Raw genomic sequence first — 15,874 nt, forward strand, 5'->3', positions numbered from 1 at the left:
GCCCGGTAGCGTCGGCGCGACCGCCAACCGACGTCCCGAGGAGAGCCCGTGCCCGCGACCGCCGGTCGACCGATCCGCGTGCTCCAGCCGTTCGGCCGGATCCGTCCGACGACGAACCCGTACATCGCGATGCTGCACGCGGCGCTCGAGCGGACGGCAGGTGTGGAGCCCGTGCTCTTCTCCTACCCGCGGGCCCTGGTCGGCCGGTACGACGTCGTCCACCTGCACTGGCCGGAGACCCGGCTCGGCGGGCGCGGCCCGGTGCGGCGGGCGCTGCGCCTCGTCCTCGCCTACGCGTTCTGGGCGCGCCTCCGGCTGACCCGCACGCCGGTCGTGCGGACCGTGCACAACCTCGAGCTGCCGTCGGGGCTCGGCCGGCTCGACTACGCGTGGCTGCGGCTGCTCGAGCGGGCCACCACGCTGCACGTCGTGCTCAACGAGACCACGCCGCCGACGGGCCGCCCGTCGGTCACGGTCCTGCACGGGCACTACCGGGACTGGTTCCGCGAGACCGAGCGCACCGACGCCGTCCCCGGGCAGGTGACGTACGCCGGGCTGGTGCGCCGCTACAAGAACGTGGTCGGCCTCGTCCGCGCGTTCCGCGACGCGCACGCGGTGGACCCGTCCCTCAGCCTGCTCGTGGCCGGCAACCCGTCGGGGCCCGACCTCGAGGCCGAGGTCCGGGCCGCGGCGCACGGCGCCGACGCGATCCGGCTCGACCTGCGCTTCCTCGACGACGCGGACCTCGTGCGCGCGGTGACGTCCGGTGAGCTGGTCGTCCTGCCGTACCTGCACATGCACAACTCGGGGACCGTGCTCCTCGCGCTCTCGCTCGACCGCCCGGTGCTCGTGCCCGACAACGAGGCGAACCGAGCGCTCGCGCAAGAGGTCGGCCCGGGCTGGGTCCTGACCTTCGAGGGCGAGCTCGGGGCGGCGGCGATCCGCCGGGCGCTCGACGAGGCACGCGGTCCGCGGGCGCGACGGCCGGACCTGTCGCGGCGGGAGTGGGACGACGCAGGAGTCGCGCACCGGGAGGCCTACCACGAGGCGCTGCGGCTACGCCGCGGCACGCGGACGCTCTGACGTCGGGCCGACCGCCACGCGGGTGCCGGCTGCGCGCAGGGCCCGGCGTCCGTCCCGCACGCCGCGGAACGTCGCCCGCCACGGCGCCACCGACGTGAGGAGCTGGCGCCGCCCGCCCTGCAGGACGACCGACCGCACCGCGCGCGGCGTCGTGCGCCACCACCGCCGCCGGTCCGCCGGCTCGAGCCGCAGCGCCGCGTGGAGCAGCCGGTTGCGGATGTTGAAGTAGTAGTAGGTCTCGGACTTGGCCCGGCCGGTGCGCCCCTGCGTGCCACCCTCGTCGTGCACCGCCGTGACCTCGGCGGCGACGACGAGCCGGGCGCCGGCCTCCTGCGCGCGCACCGACAGGTCCACGTCCTCCCAGTACAGGAAGTAGTCCTCGGCGAACCCGCCGACCCGCTGCCAGAGCGTCACGTCGAACGCCAGGCAGGCGCCGGAGAGCCACTCGACGTACGGACGGCCGTCCGACGGGTCGGGCCGCCGCGTGCTCGACCGCATCGTCCCGTCGTCGAGGAGCAGGTCGGTCGTCGACGCGGCGAACGGCTGACCGGACGGCGCGAGGACCCGCGGGGCGACGAGCGCGTCCGGGTCCTCGACCGTGCGGGCGACGAGTCGCGCGACGTCGTCGGGGTCGAGCGCGAGGTCCGGGTTGAGCAGGACGACGTGCGTCGCGCCGGCCAGCACGGCGCGCGCGACGCCGAGGTTCGCGCCGACGCCGAAGCCGACGTTGCCGTCCGGCTCGACGACCTCCCACCCGTGGCGTCCCACGAGCGCGCGGACCGCGGCCCGCTCGTCGGCGCTCGACCAGCTGTCGACGACGACGGCGGACGTGCCCGGGGCCGACGCGGTGCGTGCGAAGTTCTCCGCGAGCAGCGCGGACGAGCCGTAGCTCACGACGACGAGCGCCGTGCGGGGGGCCGCGCGGACCTCAGGCGACACGGCGTCGTCCCCGGTGGAGCGCGGCAGCGGTGTCGCGCAGGGCCGTTGCGGCGGCGTCCCAGCCCGGCGGGGGGACGACGGTGCGCCGCCCCCGGGCGAGCTCCTGCCTGATCGCGGTCGCGGTGGCGTCGACGTCGAGCGGGTCGACGAGGCGCGCGTGCGCGCCGACGGTCTCCCGGAACACGCCGATGTCGCTCGCGACGACGGGGGTGCCGAACGCCAGCGCCTCGACGGGCGGGAGGCCGAAGCCCTCGTCGAGGGAGAGGAAGACGAAGAGCGCGGCATGCCGGTAGAGCCACGCCAGCTCCCTGTCGGCGACGTGCCCGGTCAGGACGACGGCCCCGTCGTCGATCGCGCGGCGGGCCTCGGGCCCGAACCCCGGGCCACGCCCGTCGGGGCCGCCGACCACGACGAGGGGCCGCGCGGGGCCGACCTCGCCGCTGCGGACCGCGGCCGCGATCACGGTGCCGAGGTTCTTGCGCACGTTGAGCCGACCGACGGTGAGGACGAAGTCGTCGACGCCCGCGAGCGCGGCCGGGCGTACCGGGGACAGGCTCGTGAGGCGCGGGTCGGGCGCGATCCCGATGGGGCGGACGTGCCCCACCCGCCGGTTGAGCCGCTCGATGCGGTGCGCCTCGTGCGCCGAGGACGTGAGCACCGCGCCGGCCCGCGGCAGCAGGGCCGTGACGGGCGCCAGGTAGAGCCGCTCGGCCGGCGTGAACCACTCCGGGTGCTCCTGGAAGAGCACGTCGTGCAGGAAGACCACGCTCGGCACGCCCCACGGGACGAAGTTGTGCGTCACCGCGACGTCGGCCCGTGCGCGACGCAGCACGGACGGGTACTCCGTCATGACCGCGACGCCGTGGGGCCGCCGGCGCACGCCGACGAGCTCGACGCCCGGCGGCACGTCGTCGCGGACCGCCTCCAGGTGCTCGGTGGGCACCGCGAGGACCAGCTCGTCCTCCGGGTGCGTGCGGGCCCACGCCCGCACGAGCTCGCGCTGGACGAGCGCGTTCGACGGGGGCCCCTCGTGCCACCAGTAGCCGTCGAGGAGCGCCCGCACCGGGCCGTGCGCCATCACGCCCCCACCCGCTCGCGCACGCGACGGGCGAGGCGTGCCGGGGCCTCGCGTGCGCGCTTGGCCCACACCTGCCGGCCGAAGAACCGCCGGTAGTCGTCGACGTACGCGCGGGCCGCCGCCGCGTCGGTGAACAGCCCGGCGCCCGCCCAGAACGCGCAGAGCGCCGCCGTGGCGTCGTCGTCCATCCGCACGAGCGCCGTGCGGTGGACGGAGAGGACGGGCAGACCCGAGCCGGCGGCCCGCACGGCCTCGTCGACCGCCGCCCGCGTCGGCCGCCCGGGCCACACCGTCGGACAGCCCGGCTGGTCCTCGGCGTAGATGCTCGACCGGTCCACGTGCCGCCACGTGAGCCAGGCGGCGTAGAGCGCGAACTCCGTGACGTCGTGCCGGACGAAGGCCCGTTCGAACGTCGTGCCGTCCCGGCGCTCGACCTCGTCGAGCAGGCCGAGGACCTCCTGCGTGTGCAGGACGAACGGCGTCACGGTGGCCGGGAAGTGCGCCAGGTGGTCGCCGGCGTCGAGCCCGAAGTACGCCAGTGCCCGCTCGACGGACGGCCGCAGCGGGTGGTGCGTGTAGGGGTGCGCGCCGACGCGGGAGCGCCCGTCGGGGCCGCGCAGGTAGCCGGCCTCGAGCGGGCGGACGACGACGTTCTTCGCGTCCAGCGCGACGTAGCGGTCGGTGCGCACGTGCCGGGCGACCGCGAGCTTGAGCACCTGCTGGCTCGTCCAGCCGAGTGCCGTCACCGGGGGCGCGACGTCGCGCGCGGCGACGACGTCGACCCGCGGTGCGTGGACGCCGTACGCGGTGACGATCGCGTCCCGCCACCGCGCCGGGATGCCGTGCCGGGTGTTGTCGAGGACGAGGACCCGCTCGACGAGCTCGGGAGCGACGTGCCGTGCGAACGACCGCGCCTGCAGCTCGAGGAGCGGGAGCTCGAGCTCGAAGACGACGGGGACGAAGGTGTCGCCGCTCATGGCGCCGACCCGCGACCCAGTGAGCGGACGTCCCGGAACCACTTCGGCAGCGCGAGGGCGAGGAAGCCGGCCGTGCCGAGGGTGAGGACGCCCAGCACCGGGACGAACACCTGCGGCAGCCCGTAGAGCAGGAACGCCAGGCACAGGACGCCGTAGTCGGTGGGAAGCACGAGCACCGGGCGCAGCCACGGCAGCCGCCCGCCCGTCGGGGCCCGCGACACGACGCCGTGCGCGCGGCGCAGCTGCTCGGTGAGCATCATCCCGAAGAAGAGGACCGACCCGACGACCGCGTTGGCCAGCGGCACGAGCAGCCACGGCACGTCCACGGCCTCGAACCGGTAGAGGCCGACGGCGAGCGCGAGCGGCAGGGCGACGACCTTGGTCGCGTCGACCATGTGGTCCAGCCACTCCCCCGCGCTCGAGCCGGTGCCGGTGAGCCGGGCGACCTGACCGTCCGCGGAGTCGAAGGCGTACCCGAGGACGAGGAGGAGGCACACGCCCACCGCCGTCCCCCACGACGGCGGGACGAGGGCGAGGAGCGCGACGGCGCTGAACGTGCACAGCGCGCTGACGCCGGTGACGGCGTTCGGCGTGAGACCGCGCCGGTAGGCCCACGCCGCGAGCACGCGACCGAGTCGGCGGTTGACGAACCGCGAGTACGCGGGTGCGCTGCGGGCCGCGCCCTTCTGCGCGGCACCCAGCCGGTCGAGGGTCTGCCGGAAGGTCTCCCGGCCGACGGGCGCCGAGCGGTCGGTCGTGGTGCCGGTCACGGCGTGACCTCCAGCGCGGGGACGGCCTCGAGGGTCGTCGCGCCGGCCGGCCGACGCCGCGCGGCTCGCTGCGGCCCGGGGGTGCGCCGCCCGGCGAGGTCGTGGACGAGCTGCTCGTACCCGTCCGTCACGAGCTCCCAGTCGTAGTCGCGGGCGCGCTCGCGCAGGCGCGCGCCGCGGGCCGCGGTCGCGTCCGGGTCGGCCTCCGCGGCCGTGAGCACCCGCGCGACGTCGTCGACGTCCCGCACGTACACCCCGTCCTCCCCCAGCACCTCGCGGTTGAACGACACGTCGTACGCGACGGTCGCCGTGCCGGCGCCGATGGCGCGCAGCAGCGACGGGTTCGTGCCGCCGACCGAGTGCCCGTGCGCGTAGGTGAGCGCGTGCGCGTACAGCTGGTCGAGCAGGCGCTGGTCCCACACGCCGCCGAGGAACCGCACCCTCGGGTCGGCGCCGGCCAGCGCGTGCACGCGCTGCGTGTACGCGTCGGCGTACGGCGCGGACCCGACCACGACCAGCGGCAGGCGTGCCGCGGACCGCACGTACCCGTCGACGAGCAGGTCGACGTGGTTCTCGGGCTCGAAGCGCGCGACGACCAGGTGGAACCCGCCGGGCGCCAGGCCGGCCGCGGTCAGGGCGTCGGTGTCCTGCGGTGCCAGCACCGGGGCCCCGTACGACAGCAGGGTCGTGGGCGCGCCGTACTCGGCGCGGTAGTAGTCCGCGATGCCGATGGCGTCCGCGATGAGCGCGTCGGACCAGCGCACGGCCCCCGTCTCCGCGAGCCGGTAGTACCGCCGCCCGGCCCCGCCCCACTTCGCGCGCATCCACTCGAGCCCGTCGACGTGCGTCGCGACGGGAACGCGCGCCGCCCGCAGCGCGGGCAGGAACGGCGCGTTCGCCGCGTTGAAGACCAGCGCGACGTCGGTGCGCCGCGCGAGCAGGTGCGCGAGGGACATGCCCGTGTGGCTCAGCGTCTCGAGCGAGCGGCGGCGCATCGCCGGCAGCGTGACGAGCTCCATGCCGAGGTGGGTCCGCTGCGGCGCCCCGACCGTCGTGCGGCAGTAGACCCGCACCCGGTGCCCGCGCTCGACGAGCCGGCGGCCGACCTCCTCGACCGCCGTCTCGAACCCGCCGTACCGCGCCGGGACGCCCCGCGTGCCCACCATCGCGACGTGGAGACCGCTCACGCCACGACCTCCCTCGCCCCACCCGCCACGAGGAACTGGCGCAGCATCGTCGACGACGTCGACGGCGTGTACGGCAGGTAGACCACACGCGCGCCCACCTCCGCCATCTCCCGCTCCAACCGGTCGCCCTTCGGCGTGCCGGCCCAGTCGTCGCCCTTGAACAGCACGTCGAACGGGTGCGCGCGCCAGGCCACGCGCTTGTCCTGGGCGAGGTCGGGGACGACGACGTCGACGAAGCGCAGGCTCGCGACGAGGTCCATCCGCTCGTGGTGCGGGACGACCGGCGGGCGTCCCTTCATCGCGACGAGCGCCGCGTCGACGGCGACGCCCACGACGAGGCGGTCGCACCGCTCCCGGGCTGCGCGCAGCACGTTGAGGTGGCCGATGTGCAGCATGTCGAAGCCGCCGGGGACGTACCCCACGACCGGTGGCGGGCCCTGCTCGTGCATCGCGCTCTCCTGACGGTGGGTGGTGGGGCGGCCCGCCGTCGCGCCGCGGAACGGGTGCTGCACGGTCAGTACGCCCCTGCGCCGGTCAGGACTGCCCGAGCCGTCTTCCAGAGGATGAGCAGGTCCATCGCGACCGACCAGTTGTCCACGTACCGCAGGTCGAGCTGGACCGACTCCTCCCACGTGAGGTCGGACCGCCCGCTGACCTGCCAGAGCCCCGTCAGCCCCGGCTTCACGTGCAGGCGCCGCTGCACGGGGTCCTCGTACGCCTCCACCTCCTCGAGCAGCGGGGGCCGCGGCCCGACGAGCGCCATGTCGCCCCGGAGGATGTTGAAGAGCTGCGGCAGCTCGTCGACCGACCACCGGCGCAGGACCCGGCCCACCGGGGTGATCCGGGGGTCGTCGGCCATCTTGAAGAGCACGCCGTCGCGCGGACCGCTGGCCAGGAGCGCGGCGCGCCGCTCGTCGGCGTCGCGGTACATCGTGCGCAGCTTGAACAGGGTGAAGGTCCTGCCGTCGCGTCCCACCCGGGTCTGGCGGTAGATCGCGCCGCCCTGCGACGAGAGCGCGACGGCCGTGGTCGCGACGGCGAGCACGGGTGCCAGCAGCAGCAGCGCGACCGCTGCGAGGGTCACGTCGAGGACCTGCTTGACCAGGAGCCGGGGCCGCGGCGCCTCGATCTCGACCTGGAGCAGCGACAGCCCGGCCGTGGGGCGCACGGTCAGGCGCGGGCCGGCGACCTCGACGATGTCGGGCACGACGACGAGCTGCGCGCCGGCTCGGGACAGCGCCCACGACAGCCGGCGCACGGCGTCACCGCTGAGGTACGCCCCGGTGACCAGGACCACGTCCGCCGCCCGGTCAGCGGCGATCTGCACGACGTCGGCGACGGCCCCGAGCACGGGCGCGCCCCCGATGCGCCGCGGGCCCTCGAACGACGGCAGGCAGACCCCGTCGATCCGGTACCCGTGGTGGGGCACCGCCGAGATGTCCCGCACGACCCGTGCCGCGGACAGCTCGTCGCCAACCACGACCGTGCGCATCATCCCGGCGCCGTGGAGGCGACCGCGGTGCAGGCGTCGCCGCTGCACGTGCCGCGCCGCCCAGCACAGGACGACGGTCACCGGGACGCCGACGAGCACGTAGCTGCGCGGCACCGGCACGCGGAAGACGTAGCCCAGGACCGTGAGGAGGAGGATCAGCACCAGGGCCGCACGCAGCAGCGACTGGAACTCCGCCGGACCGTCGGCGACCTGGCGCCGCCGGTACCCGCCGGTCAGCCCCGCGAGCGCCGCGAACGCGACGGCCGCGGCGAGGGCCCACCGCGTGGAGGCGGCCGGTCCCATCGCACCGGACAGCACCGCCAGGCACACCGCCAGCGTCAGCACCACGTCCGTCACGGCGGCGGCGACGACGTACCGCGTGCCCACCGCCCGCCACGCGTGGGCCAGCACCGTCGGGTCGGAGTTCTCCTGCGTGCGGCGCGACTCGAACGGCTGGCTGGACGCCCAGGACCGGCGCGGCTCGCGCGCGTGCCCGCGCCGGTCACCGGCGCTGCCCGACTGCGACGAAGCGTGGTCCGCTGTGAGCGTCATGATTCCCCCGTGCCCGACGTGAGTCGTCGTACCACTCGGGGACGTTATACGGGGTATAGATGCCTATTGGGGCGTTGTGTCCACTTTCACCCGGTCTCGGCCACTTGTCACCCTCTGGAAGACGTCTTCCGGGTGAACAGACCGTGGCGACGCCCGGCGGCGGGCGCGCTCAGGCCTTCGTGTGGAACCGCTGCTGCGCCGCCTCGAGCCCCTCGAGCACGACCGCCTCGACCGCGTCCGCGGCCCGGTCGACGAGCCAGGGCAGCTCCTTGCGCTCGGCGGCGCCGAAGTCGCGCAGCACGTAGTCGGCGGGGTCCATGCGGCCCGGCGGCCGGCCGACGCCGACGCGCACGCGCACGTAGTCCTTGGTGCCGAGCGCCTTGGTGGTGTCGCGCAGGCCGTTGTGCCCGCCCTCGCCGCCGCCCTTCTTCAGGCGCACGTCCGCGAACGGGATGTCGAGCTCGTCGTGGACCATCACGACCCGCTCGGGCGGCACGTCGAGGTACCGGGCCAGGCCGGCCACGGGGCCGCCCGACTCGTTCATGTACGTCGTCGGCTTCGCGAGCAGGACGCGCGGGCCGGGCACGCCGCCCGGGCGCGTGCCCATCCGGACCTCGACGGCGGTGGCCTGCGGGCGGCGGCCGAGCGAGCCGACGCGCGCGCCGAACGACGCACCCGCGCGCGCGGCGAGCTCGTCGAGCACCATCTGCCCGACGTTGTGGCGGTTGCCGGCGTACCGGTCACCGGGGTTGCCGAGACCGACGACGAGCCAGGGGCCGTCGCTCATGAGGTCCTCCGTGGGGGCGTCGTGCGGGGGCGGTCGGGGTGGGACGCGTCAGGTCCGGACGCGCCGACGCCCGGCACCGTCGGACGGTACCGGGCGTCGCGCGGACGGCGGGCAGGCTCAGGCGTTCGCCGCCCCGGAGGCCGCGGACTGCTCGGCGGCCAGGTCGGCGACGGCCGCGTCGGCGGCGATGTCGTCGGCCGTGACCTGCGGCTCCGAGACGACGACGATGACCTGCTCGGCGTCGCTCATGAGGGTCGAGCCCTCGGGCAGGATCACGTCGCCGGCCGTGACGGCCGCACCGGCGGCGAGACCCTCGATCGAGATCTCGACGGACGACGGCAGCTTGGTGGCGTCGGCCTCGAGCGACAGCGTCTGCGTCTCGACGACGTGGATCGTGCCGGGCGCCGACTCACCGGTCACGACGACCGGGACGTCGACGGAGACCATCTCGCCGCGGCGGACGATGAGCAGGTCGACGTGCTCGATGACCTGGCGGACGACGTCGCGCTGGACGTCCTTGACGATGGCGAGCGTCGTGTCGCCGTCGAGGTCGATCTCGAACAGGGCGTTGGTGTGCTTGAGCGCGAGCATCGTCTCGTGGCCCGGGAGGGCCACGTGCATCGGCTGCGTCCCGTGCCCGTAGAGGACGGCCGGGACCTGGCGCGCGCGGCGCAGGCGGCGTGCGGCGCCCTTGCCGAACTCGGTGCGGGCGGTGGCGGCGAGCTTGACGTCGGACACAGGGACTCCTCGGTACGTGACGTGGCGCACCACGCCGGGGAGGGCGGGCGCGCGGGATGCGGCGGACACGGGGCCGGCGGGACCGGCCGCGCTCGGGCACGGGGCCCGGTGGCCTCGACGCGGGACGCAGGACGGGCGCACGCGGAGGCGTCCACCCAGTCGATCACGGAGCCGGGGGCCGAGCCGGGGTGGTGCGTCCCGTCCGACCGTCCGTCGTCCCTCGCCGAGGCAACTGCGCCATCCTACCCGGCCCCGGGCGGGTGCGCCGCACACCGCCCGCGTCCGGGCGGTGCACGGCGCGCGACGGTCAGGCGTTGCCGTCGAAGAGGGAGGTCACGGACCCGTCGTCGAACACCTCGCGGATCGCGCGCGCGAGCAGCGGCGCGATCGAGAGCACCGTGAGCAGCGGGAACCGCCGCTCCTCGGCGATCGGCAGCGTGTCCGTGATGATGACCTCGCGGGCGCCGCACGACTGGAGGCGGTCGATCGCGGGGTCCGACAGCACGCCGTGGGTCGCCGCGACGATGACGTCCTTGGCGCCGGCCTCGAGGACCACGCGCACGGCGCCGGCGATCGTGCCGGCCGTGTCGATGAGGTCGTCGACGATCACGCACGACCGGCCCTCGACGTCGCCGACGACACGGTTGGCGACCGCCTTGTTCGGGCTGCGCACGTCGCGCGTCTTGTGCACGAACGCGAGCGGGCCACCGCCGAGCTTGGCGGCCCACTGCTCGGCCACGCGGATGCGGCCGGCGTCGGGCGAGACCACCGTGACGTTCGACGTGTCGACGCGCGTGCGGACGTACTCGACGAGGATCGGCTGCGCCCACAGGTGGTCGACCGGTCCGTCGAAGAAGCCCTGGGTCTGCGCCGCGTGCAGGTCGACGCTCATCAGCCGGTCGGCGCCCGCGGTGCGGAAGATGTCAGCCATGAGGCGCGCGGAGATCGGCTCGCGGCCGCGGTGCTTCTTGTCCTGGCGGGCGTACCCGTAGAACGGCGCGACGACCGTGATCGTCTTGGCCGACGCGCGCTTGAGGGCGTCGACCATGAGCAGCTGCTCCATGATCCACTGGTTGATCGGCGAGCAGTGCGACTGCAGGACGAAGGCGTCCGCACCGCGCACGGACTCCCCGAACCGCACGTAGATCTCGCCGTTGGCGAAGTCGTACGCCGTGGTCGGCAGCAGGTCGACGCCGAGGTGCTCGGCGACGTCCTGCGCGAGCTCCGGGTGCGCGCGCCCCGACACGAGAACCAGGCGCTTCTCGCTGTCCTTGGAGGTGATGCCGGTCATCGCGTCGTTCCCTCGTCCGTCGTGGTGGCGCCCTCGGCGAGCCGCTGGGGCTGCCCGGGCAGCTCGGGCAGCGGCGCGACCCGCTCGCCGGCGGCGGCCGCGCGCTCGCGCTCGGCGCGGGCCTGCGGGGAGAGCCCGCCGATGTCCTGCGTCCCGCGGGCGCGGGCGGCGGCCTCGGCGGCGGGCGTCCCGCCGCGCGAGCGCACGACCCAGCCCTCGATGTTGCGCTGCGAGCCGGCGCTGACCGCCAGGGCGCCCGGGGGGACGTCGCGCCGCACGACCGTGCCGGCGCCCGTGTACGCCCCGTCGCCGACGACGACCGGCGCGACGAACATGTTGTCCGAGCCGGTGCGGGCGTGCGACCCGATGACGGTGCGGTGCTTGCTCACGCCGTCGTAGTTGACGGTGACGGACGCCGCCCCGATGTTCGAGTACTCGCCGATCGTGGCGTCGCCGACGTAGGACAGGTGCGGGATCTTCGACCCCGTGCCGATCTGCGCGTTCTTCGTCTCGACGAACGTGCCGATCTTGCCGCCGGCGCCGAGGTCGGTGCCGGGCCGCAGGTAGGCGAACGGGCCGACGGTCGCGCCCTCACGGATCACCGCGAGCGACCCGTGGGTCCGCACGACCGTGGCGCCCGGGCCGATCTCCACGTCCGTGAGGGTCGTGTCGGGCCCGACCGTGGCGCCCTCGCCCACCGTCGTCGCACCGTGCAGCTGCGTGTTCTGCAGCAGCGTGACGTCGCGCGCGAGCTCGACGTCCACGTCGACCCAGGTGGTGGCGGGGTCGACGACCGTGACGCCGGCGCGCATCCAGTCGTCCAGCAGCCGGCGGTTGAGCTCGGCGCGCAGCACCGCGAGCTGCACGCGGTCGTTGACGCCCTCGACGCTCAGGGCGTCGTCGGTGCGCAGCGCGCGCACGTGGCCGCCGTCGGCGCGGGCGATCGCGAGGACGTCGGTCAGGTAGACCTCGCCCTGCGCGTTGTCGCGGCCGAGGCGCGCGAGCGCGGCCCGCAGCACGCGGGCGTCGAACACGTACACCGACGTGTTGATCTCGGTGATGGCCCGCTGCTCGTCGTCGGCGTCCTTCTCCTCGACGATGCCGAGGACGTCGCCCGTGCCGGGCTCGCGCAGGATGCGCCCGTACCCCGTGGGCTCGGCGACGTCGGTGGTGAGCACCGTGACGGCGTTCGCGTCGGCGGCGTGGGCGGCGAGCAGCTCGGTGAGCGTGCCCGCGTCCAGCAGCGGCACGTCGCCGGCCACGACGACGACCGCGCCGTCGAGCACGGAGTCGGCCGCGGCGCCGTCGGCGGCGCGGTCGTGCTCGCCCTGCGCGGCGGCGGCCTGGGCGGCACCGTCGAGGGCCGTCATCGCGACCTGGACCGCGCGGCCGGTGCCGGGCACGTCGTCCTGGTCCACGAGCAGCGCGCCCGGGTCGACCTCGAGGACGTGCGCGGCGACGCGCTCGCGCTCGTGGCGGACGACGACCGCGACGCGCTCGGGCTCCAGGGCCCGGGCCGTGGCGAGCGCGTGCCCGAGCATCGAGCGCCCACCGAGCGTGTGCAGGACCTTGGGCGTTGCCGAACGCATCCGTGTGCCCTCACCCGCTGCAAGGACGATGACGGCGGCTGGGCGGGGGACGTCCACCAGTGGTGCTCCTCGCGTCGTGCCCGGGGACGGGCCGGGTAGTCGTGCGTCAGTGGACTCTACCGCCGCGCCGGGGGCCCGTTCCGCCGCCGACGCGGCCGCGGGCACCGCGCCGCGGCGCGCTCGCGACCGCGCGCCCTCCCCGTACCGCGCCCTCGGGCGCTCGCCAGGCGGCGCCCGCCTGCACGGTCCTCGCACGCGGCGTCCGGTCCGCGACGGCCGGACCGCGCCGTCCGCGGCCGGCGTGTGTCCATGCTCACGCCGCGTCGATTATTCTGATGGTCGATGGAAATACCGTCAGCGTCCCCGCCGAGGACCGCCGGGGACGTTCGCACGTCGACGAGGACGCCCATGACGCCCCATCCCGCGCACGAGTCCCTGCTGCCGCCCACCGGCGTGCGCGCACCCCGCTCCGCCGTCCCCGGCACGGACGCCGCCGCGGTGGCGCTGGACGGCGACTGGCGCTTCCGCCTCTTCCCCACCGCCGACACCGGCGTCGACCCGGCCGACCCCGGGGACGGCTGGGGCAGCGTCCCCGTGCCCGGCCACTGGCAGCTCGCCGGCGCACCCGACGCGTGGCCCCACGGCCGCCCCGCGTACACGAACGTGCTCTTCCCTGTCCCCGTCGACCCGCCCCGGGTGCCGCGCGACAACCCCACGGGCGAGTACCGCCGTGCGTTCACCGTGCCTGCCGGGTGGCGCGACGACGGCCGCGTCGTCCTGCGGTTCGAGGGCGTCGACTCCTGGTTCGAGGTCGCCGTCAACGGTCGCGTGCTCGCGCAGTCCCACGGGTCCCGGCTGCCGACCGAGGTCGACGTCACCGACGCGCTCGGCGAGGGTCCGAACCTGCTCGCCGTGCGCGTCACGCAGTGGTCGGCGCACACCTACCTGGAGGACCAGGACCAGTGGTGGCTGTCGGGGATCTTCCGCGACGTCACGCTGCTGCACCGGCCGGCGGGCGGGGTCGAGCACGTCACGCTGCACGCCGCGTACGACCACGCCACCGGCGAGGGCGTGCTGCGCGTCGCGGTGGAACCGGCACGGCCCGACGCGGTCGTCGAGGTGCCCGAGCTCGGCCTGCGCACCCGTGCCGGCGAGGAGGTCCGCGCACGCGTCGAGCCGTGGAGCGCCGAGTCGCCCCGCCTGTACGACGTGCTCGTGCGCACCGCGGCCGAGACGGTCACGCTGCGCGCCGGTTTCCGCACGGTCGAGGTCGTCGGCGGCGTGCTCACGCTCAACGGTGCGCCCCTGAAGCTGCGCGGCGTCAACCGGCACGAGTTCGAGCCGACCCGCGGCCGGGCCGTCACCCGCGCGACCATGCTCGCCGACGTGCTCGACATGAAGCGCCACCACGTCAACGCCGTGCGGACCAGCCACTACCCCCCGCACCCGCACTTCCTCGACCTCTGCGACGAGCACGGCCTGTACGTCGTCGACGAGAACGACCTCGAGACGCACGGCTTCGAGCCGCTCGGCTGGCGCGGCAACCCCACCGACGACCCGGCGTGGGAGCCCCTGCTCGTCGACCGCGTCACCCGCATGGTCCGCCGCGACGCCCACCACCCCAGCGTCGTCATGTGGTCCCTGGGCAACGAGGCCGGGGCCGGGTGCAACGTCGGCGCGATGGCCGCGGCCGTCCGCGCCCTGGACGCGAGCCGCCCGCTGCACTACGAGGGCGACTGGTCGAGCGAGCACGTCGACGTGTACTCGCGCATGTACCCCACGAGCGAGGAGACGGCGCTGATCGCCCGCGGTGAGGAGGCCCCGCTGCCCGACGCGACGCTCGACGCGCGGCGGCGCGTCATGCCGTTCGTCCTGTGCGAGTACGCGCACGCCATGGGCAACGGACCCGGCGGTCTCACCGAGTACCTCGACCTCGTCGACGAGCACGCCCGGCTGGCGGGCGGGTTCGTCTGGGAGTGGTTCGACCACGGCATCGCCACCCGGACGGCCGACGGCGAGCCCTACTTCGGCTACGGCGGCGACTTCGGCGAGGAGCTGCACGACGGCACGTTCATCGCCGACGGGCTGCTGCTGCCCGACCGCACGCCGTCCCCCGGGCTGGTCGAGCTCGCCGCCGCGTACGCCCCCGTGCGGGTGCGCGCCACGCAGGCACCGCGCACGCTCGAGCTCCGCAACCGGTACGCGTTCACGTCGACCGCGCACGCGCGGCTGGTGTGGACGCTCGTCGCCGACGGGGCCGTCCTGGCCGAGGGCGAGCTCGACGACGTCCTCGCCCCCGGCGAGCGCCGCGAGGTCCGGGCCGACGACGTGCTCGGCGACCGCCTCGACGCCCTGCTGGCCGACCTCGACCCGACCGCCGCCGCGTGGTGGGTGCTGCGCGCCGTGCCGCGCGGCGACGACCCTGGGTTCCCCGCCCACCTCGGCCTCGGCGCCGGCCAGGTGCTCGTGCGCGCCCCCGTGCCGCCGCCGCGCGCCACCGGGAAGGCCGTGCCGACCGCGGGCGGCTGGCGGGTCGGACCGGTCGAGCTCGACGCCACCGGCCGCCCCGTCCGCGTCGGCGGCGCCGCCGTGCGCCTCGCGCGCGCCGACGCGTGGCGCGCGCCGACCGACAACGACCGGATCCGGTCCTGGTACGACGCGGTGGGCGACGGCGAGGCGTGGGAGCGCGCGGGGCTGGGACGCCTGCACGAGCGCGTCGACGACGTGCGCGCCGAGGACGGTGCGGTCGTCGTCACCTCCCGGGTCGCGGGCGCGGCGACCGACTGCGGCCTGCGCGTGCGCACGACGTGGCGCACCGTCGACGAGCGCACCGCCGACCTCGTCGTGGAGCTCACGCCCGAGGGGCGCTGGCCCGGGACGGTGGCCCGGCTCGGCTGGCTCCTCGCGCTCGAGCAGCCCCACGCGGGCGGCGTGCGCGTCGACTGGACGGGACTGGGCCCCGGGGAGTCCTACGCCGACTCGCACCTCGCCGCGCTCGCGGGCCGGTGGCAGCACACCGTCGACGAGCTGCAGACCCGTTACACGCACCCGCAGGAGAACGGCGCCCGTCGGGGCGTCACGCGCGCCGTGCTCGGCCTCGCCGACGGCCCGCTGACGCTCACCGCGGGCGAGGTCCGCGTCGCGCACCGCACCGTGCCGGGCCTGGAGCTCACCGCCCGTCCGTGGTCGGACCGCGCGCTGGCCGAGGCCCGGCACCCGCACGAGCTCGTCCCCGACGGCGCGCTGTGGCTGCACCTGGACGCGGTGCAGCACGGGCTCGGGTCGGCGGCGTGCGGGCCGGGCGTCCAGGCGGACGCGGCGGCGCGCCCCGCGCCGGCGACGCTGCAGGTGCGCCTGCGCGCCTGAGGAAGCTCCCGGTCGGCGCCCTGGG

13 protein-coding genes are annotated in these 15,874 nt (G+C 75.6%); 2 read left to right on the forward strand and 11 right to left on the reverse strand.

All coding sequences use genetic code 11. The features are described 5' to 3' along the window. Positions 1-48 precede the first annotated feature (48 nt). Positions 49-1,083, forward strand: coding sequence for a glycosyltransferase family protein (locus E5225_RS13605; RefSeq protein WP_208012525.1), 1,035 nt, complete (start codon positions 49-51; stop codon positions 1,081-1,083). On the opposite strand, the gene E5225_RS13610 is transcribed toward E5225_RS13605, so the two are convergent. From E5225_RS13610 to glmU, 11 genes are all read right to left on the reverse strand, one after another. Continuing rightward, the gene (locus E5225_RS13610) at positions 1,057-2,022 is read right to left on the reverse strand and encodes a glycosyltransferase (protein ID WP_135973248.1); all 966 of its coding nucleotides are present in this window, start codon (positions 2,020-2,022) and stop codon (positions 1,057-1,059) included. The genes E5225_RS13605 and E5225_RS13610 overlap by 27 nt on opposite strands. Continuing rightward, the gene (locus tag E5225_RS13615; RefSeq protein WP_135973247.1) at positions 2,012-3,100 is read right to left on the reverse strand and encodes a glycosyltransferase family 4 protein; all 1,089 of its coding nucleotides are present in this window, start codon (positions 3,098-3,100) and stop codon (positions 2,012-2,014) included. The genes E5225_RS13610 and E5225_RS13615 overlap by 11 nt, the downstream gene beginning before the upstream one ends. Beyond that, entirely contained in the window at positions 3,100-4,077 is a 978-nt protein-coding gene (locus E5225_RS13620; protein ID WP_135973246.1) for a DUF6492 family protein, read from the reverse strand. The genes E5225_RS13615 and E5225_RS13620 overlap by 1 nt, the downstream gene beginning before the upstream one ends. Beyond that, positions 4,074-4,847, reverse strand: a complete 774-nt coding sequence (locus E5225_RS13625; RefSeq protein WP_135973245.1) for a CDP-alcohol phosphatidyltransferase family protein — start codon at positions 4,845-4,847, stop codon at positions 4,074-4,076. The genes E5225_RS13620 and E5225_RS13625 overlap by 4 nt, the downstream gene beginning before the upstream one ends. Beyond that, positions 4,844-6,013 (reverse strand): DUF1972 domain-containing protein, encoded by a 1,170-nt coding sequence (locus E5225_RS13630; protein WP_135973261.1) that lies wholly within the window; start codon positions 6,011-6,013, stop codon positions 4,844-4,846. Before E5225_RS13630 ends, E5225_RS13625 begins: the two co-directional genes overlap by 4 nt. A 17-nt stretch (positions 6,014-6,030) precedes the next feature. Then, positions 6,031-6,483 (reverse strand): FAD synthase family protein, encoded by a 453-nt coding sequence (locus E5225_RS13635; protein ID WP_135973244.1) that lies wholly within the window; start codon positions 6,481-6,483, stop codon positions 6,031-6,033. 65 nt (positions 6,484-6,548) lie between these two features. Then, positions 6,549-8,078 carry a sugar transferase gene (locus E5225_RS13640; RefSeq protein WP_135973243.1) on the reverse strand — a complete coding sequence of 510 codons (1,530 nt, stop codon included), beginning with the start codon at positions 8,076-8,078 and terminating at the stop codon, positions 6,549-6,551. A gap of 169 nt (positions 8,079-8,247) precedes the next feature. Continuing rightward, positions 8,248-8,865 (reverse strand): aminoacyl-tRNA hydrolase, encoded by a 618-nt coding sequence (gene pth / locus E5225_RS13645; RefSeq protein WP_135973242.1) that lies wholly within the window; start codon positions 8,863-8,865, stop codon positions 8,248-8,250. Between the two features lie 117 nt (positions 8,866-8,982). Next, the gene (locus E5225_RS13650; RefSeq protein ID WP_135973241.1) at positions 8,983-9,603 is read right to left on the reverse strand and encodes a 50S ribosomal protein L25/general stress protein Ctc; all 621 of its coding nucleotides are present in this window, start codon (positions 9,601-9,603) and stop codon (positions 8,983-8,985) included. 307 nt (positions 9,604-9,910) lie between these two features. Continuing rightward, on the reverse strand, positions 9,911-10,894 hold the full coding sequence (locus E5225_RS13655) for a ribose-phosphate diphosphokinase (RefSeq protein ID WP_135973240.1): 984 nt from the start codon (positions 10,892-10,894) through the stop codon (positions 9,911-9,913). After that, positions 10,891-12,483, reverse strand: a complete 1,593-nt coding sequence (glmU, locus tag E5225_RS13660) for a bifunctional UDP-N-acetylglucosamine diphosphorylase/glucosamine-1-phosphate N-acetyltransferase GlmU (protein ID WP_243738192.1) — start codon at positions 12,481-12,483, stop codon at positions 10,891-10,893. Before glmU ends, E5225_RS13655 begins: the two co-directional genes overlap by 4 nt. 408 nt (positions 12,484-12,891) lie before the next feature. Between glmU and E5225_RS13665 the strand changes: the two genes are divergently transcribed. Next, positions 12,892-15,849 (forward strand): glycoside hydrolase family 2 TIM barrel-domain containing protein, encoded by a 2,958-nt coding sequence (locus E5225_RS13665; RefSeq protein ID WP_166435943.1) that lies wholly within the window; start codon positions 12,892-12,894, stop codon positions 15,847-15,849. Positions 15,850-15,874 lie beyond the last annotated feature (25 nt).

This window comes from Cellulomonas shaoxiangyii (assembly GCF_004798685.1).
Lineage (GTDB): Bacteria > Actinomycetota > Actinomycetes > Actinomycetales > Cellulomonadaceae > Cellulomonas > Cellulomonas shaoxiangyii.

Bases quoted from the DNA above. Each gene is read 5' to 3' on its own strand.
- E5225_RS13615 (WP_135973247.1), bottom strand. From the start codon at position 3,100: ATGGCGCACGGCCCGGTGCGGGCGCTCCTCGACGGCTACTGGTGGCAC.
- E5225_RS13620 (WP_135973246.1), bottom strand. From the start codon at position 4,077: ATGAGCGGCGACACCTTCGTCCCCGTCGTCTTCGAGCTCGAGCTCCCG.
- E5225_RS13630 (WP_135973261.1), bottom strand. From the start codon at position 6,013: ATGGTGGGCACGCGGGGCGTCCCGGCGCGGTACGGCGGGTTCGAGACG.
- E5225_RS13635 (WP_135973244.1), bottom strand. From the start codon at position 6,483: ATGCACGAGCAGGGCCCGCCACCGGTCGTGGGGTACGTCCCCGGCGGC.
- E5225_RS13640 (WP_135973243.1), bottom strand. From the start codon at position 8,078: ATGACGCTCACAGCGGACCACGCTTCGTCGCAGTCGGGCAGCGCCGGT.
- pth (WP_135973242.1), bottom strand. From the start codon at position 8,865: ATGAGCGACGGCCCCTGGCTCGTCGTCGGTCTCGGCAACCCCGGTGAC.
- E5225_RS13655 (WP_135973240.1), bottom strand. From the start codon at position 10,894: ATGACCGGCATCACCTCCAAGGACAGCGAGAAGCGCCTGGTTCTCGTG.
- glmU (WP_243738192.1), bottom strand. From the start codon at position 12,483: ATGCGTTCGGCAACGCCCAAGGTCCTGCACACGCTCGGTGGGCGCTCG.
- E5225_RS13665 (WP_166435943.1), top strand. From the start codon at position 12,892: ATGACGCCCCATCCCGCGCACGAGTCCCTGCTGCCGCCCACCGGCGTG.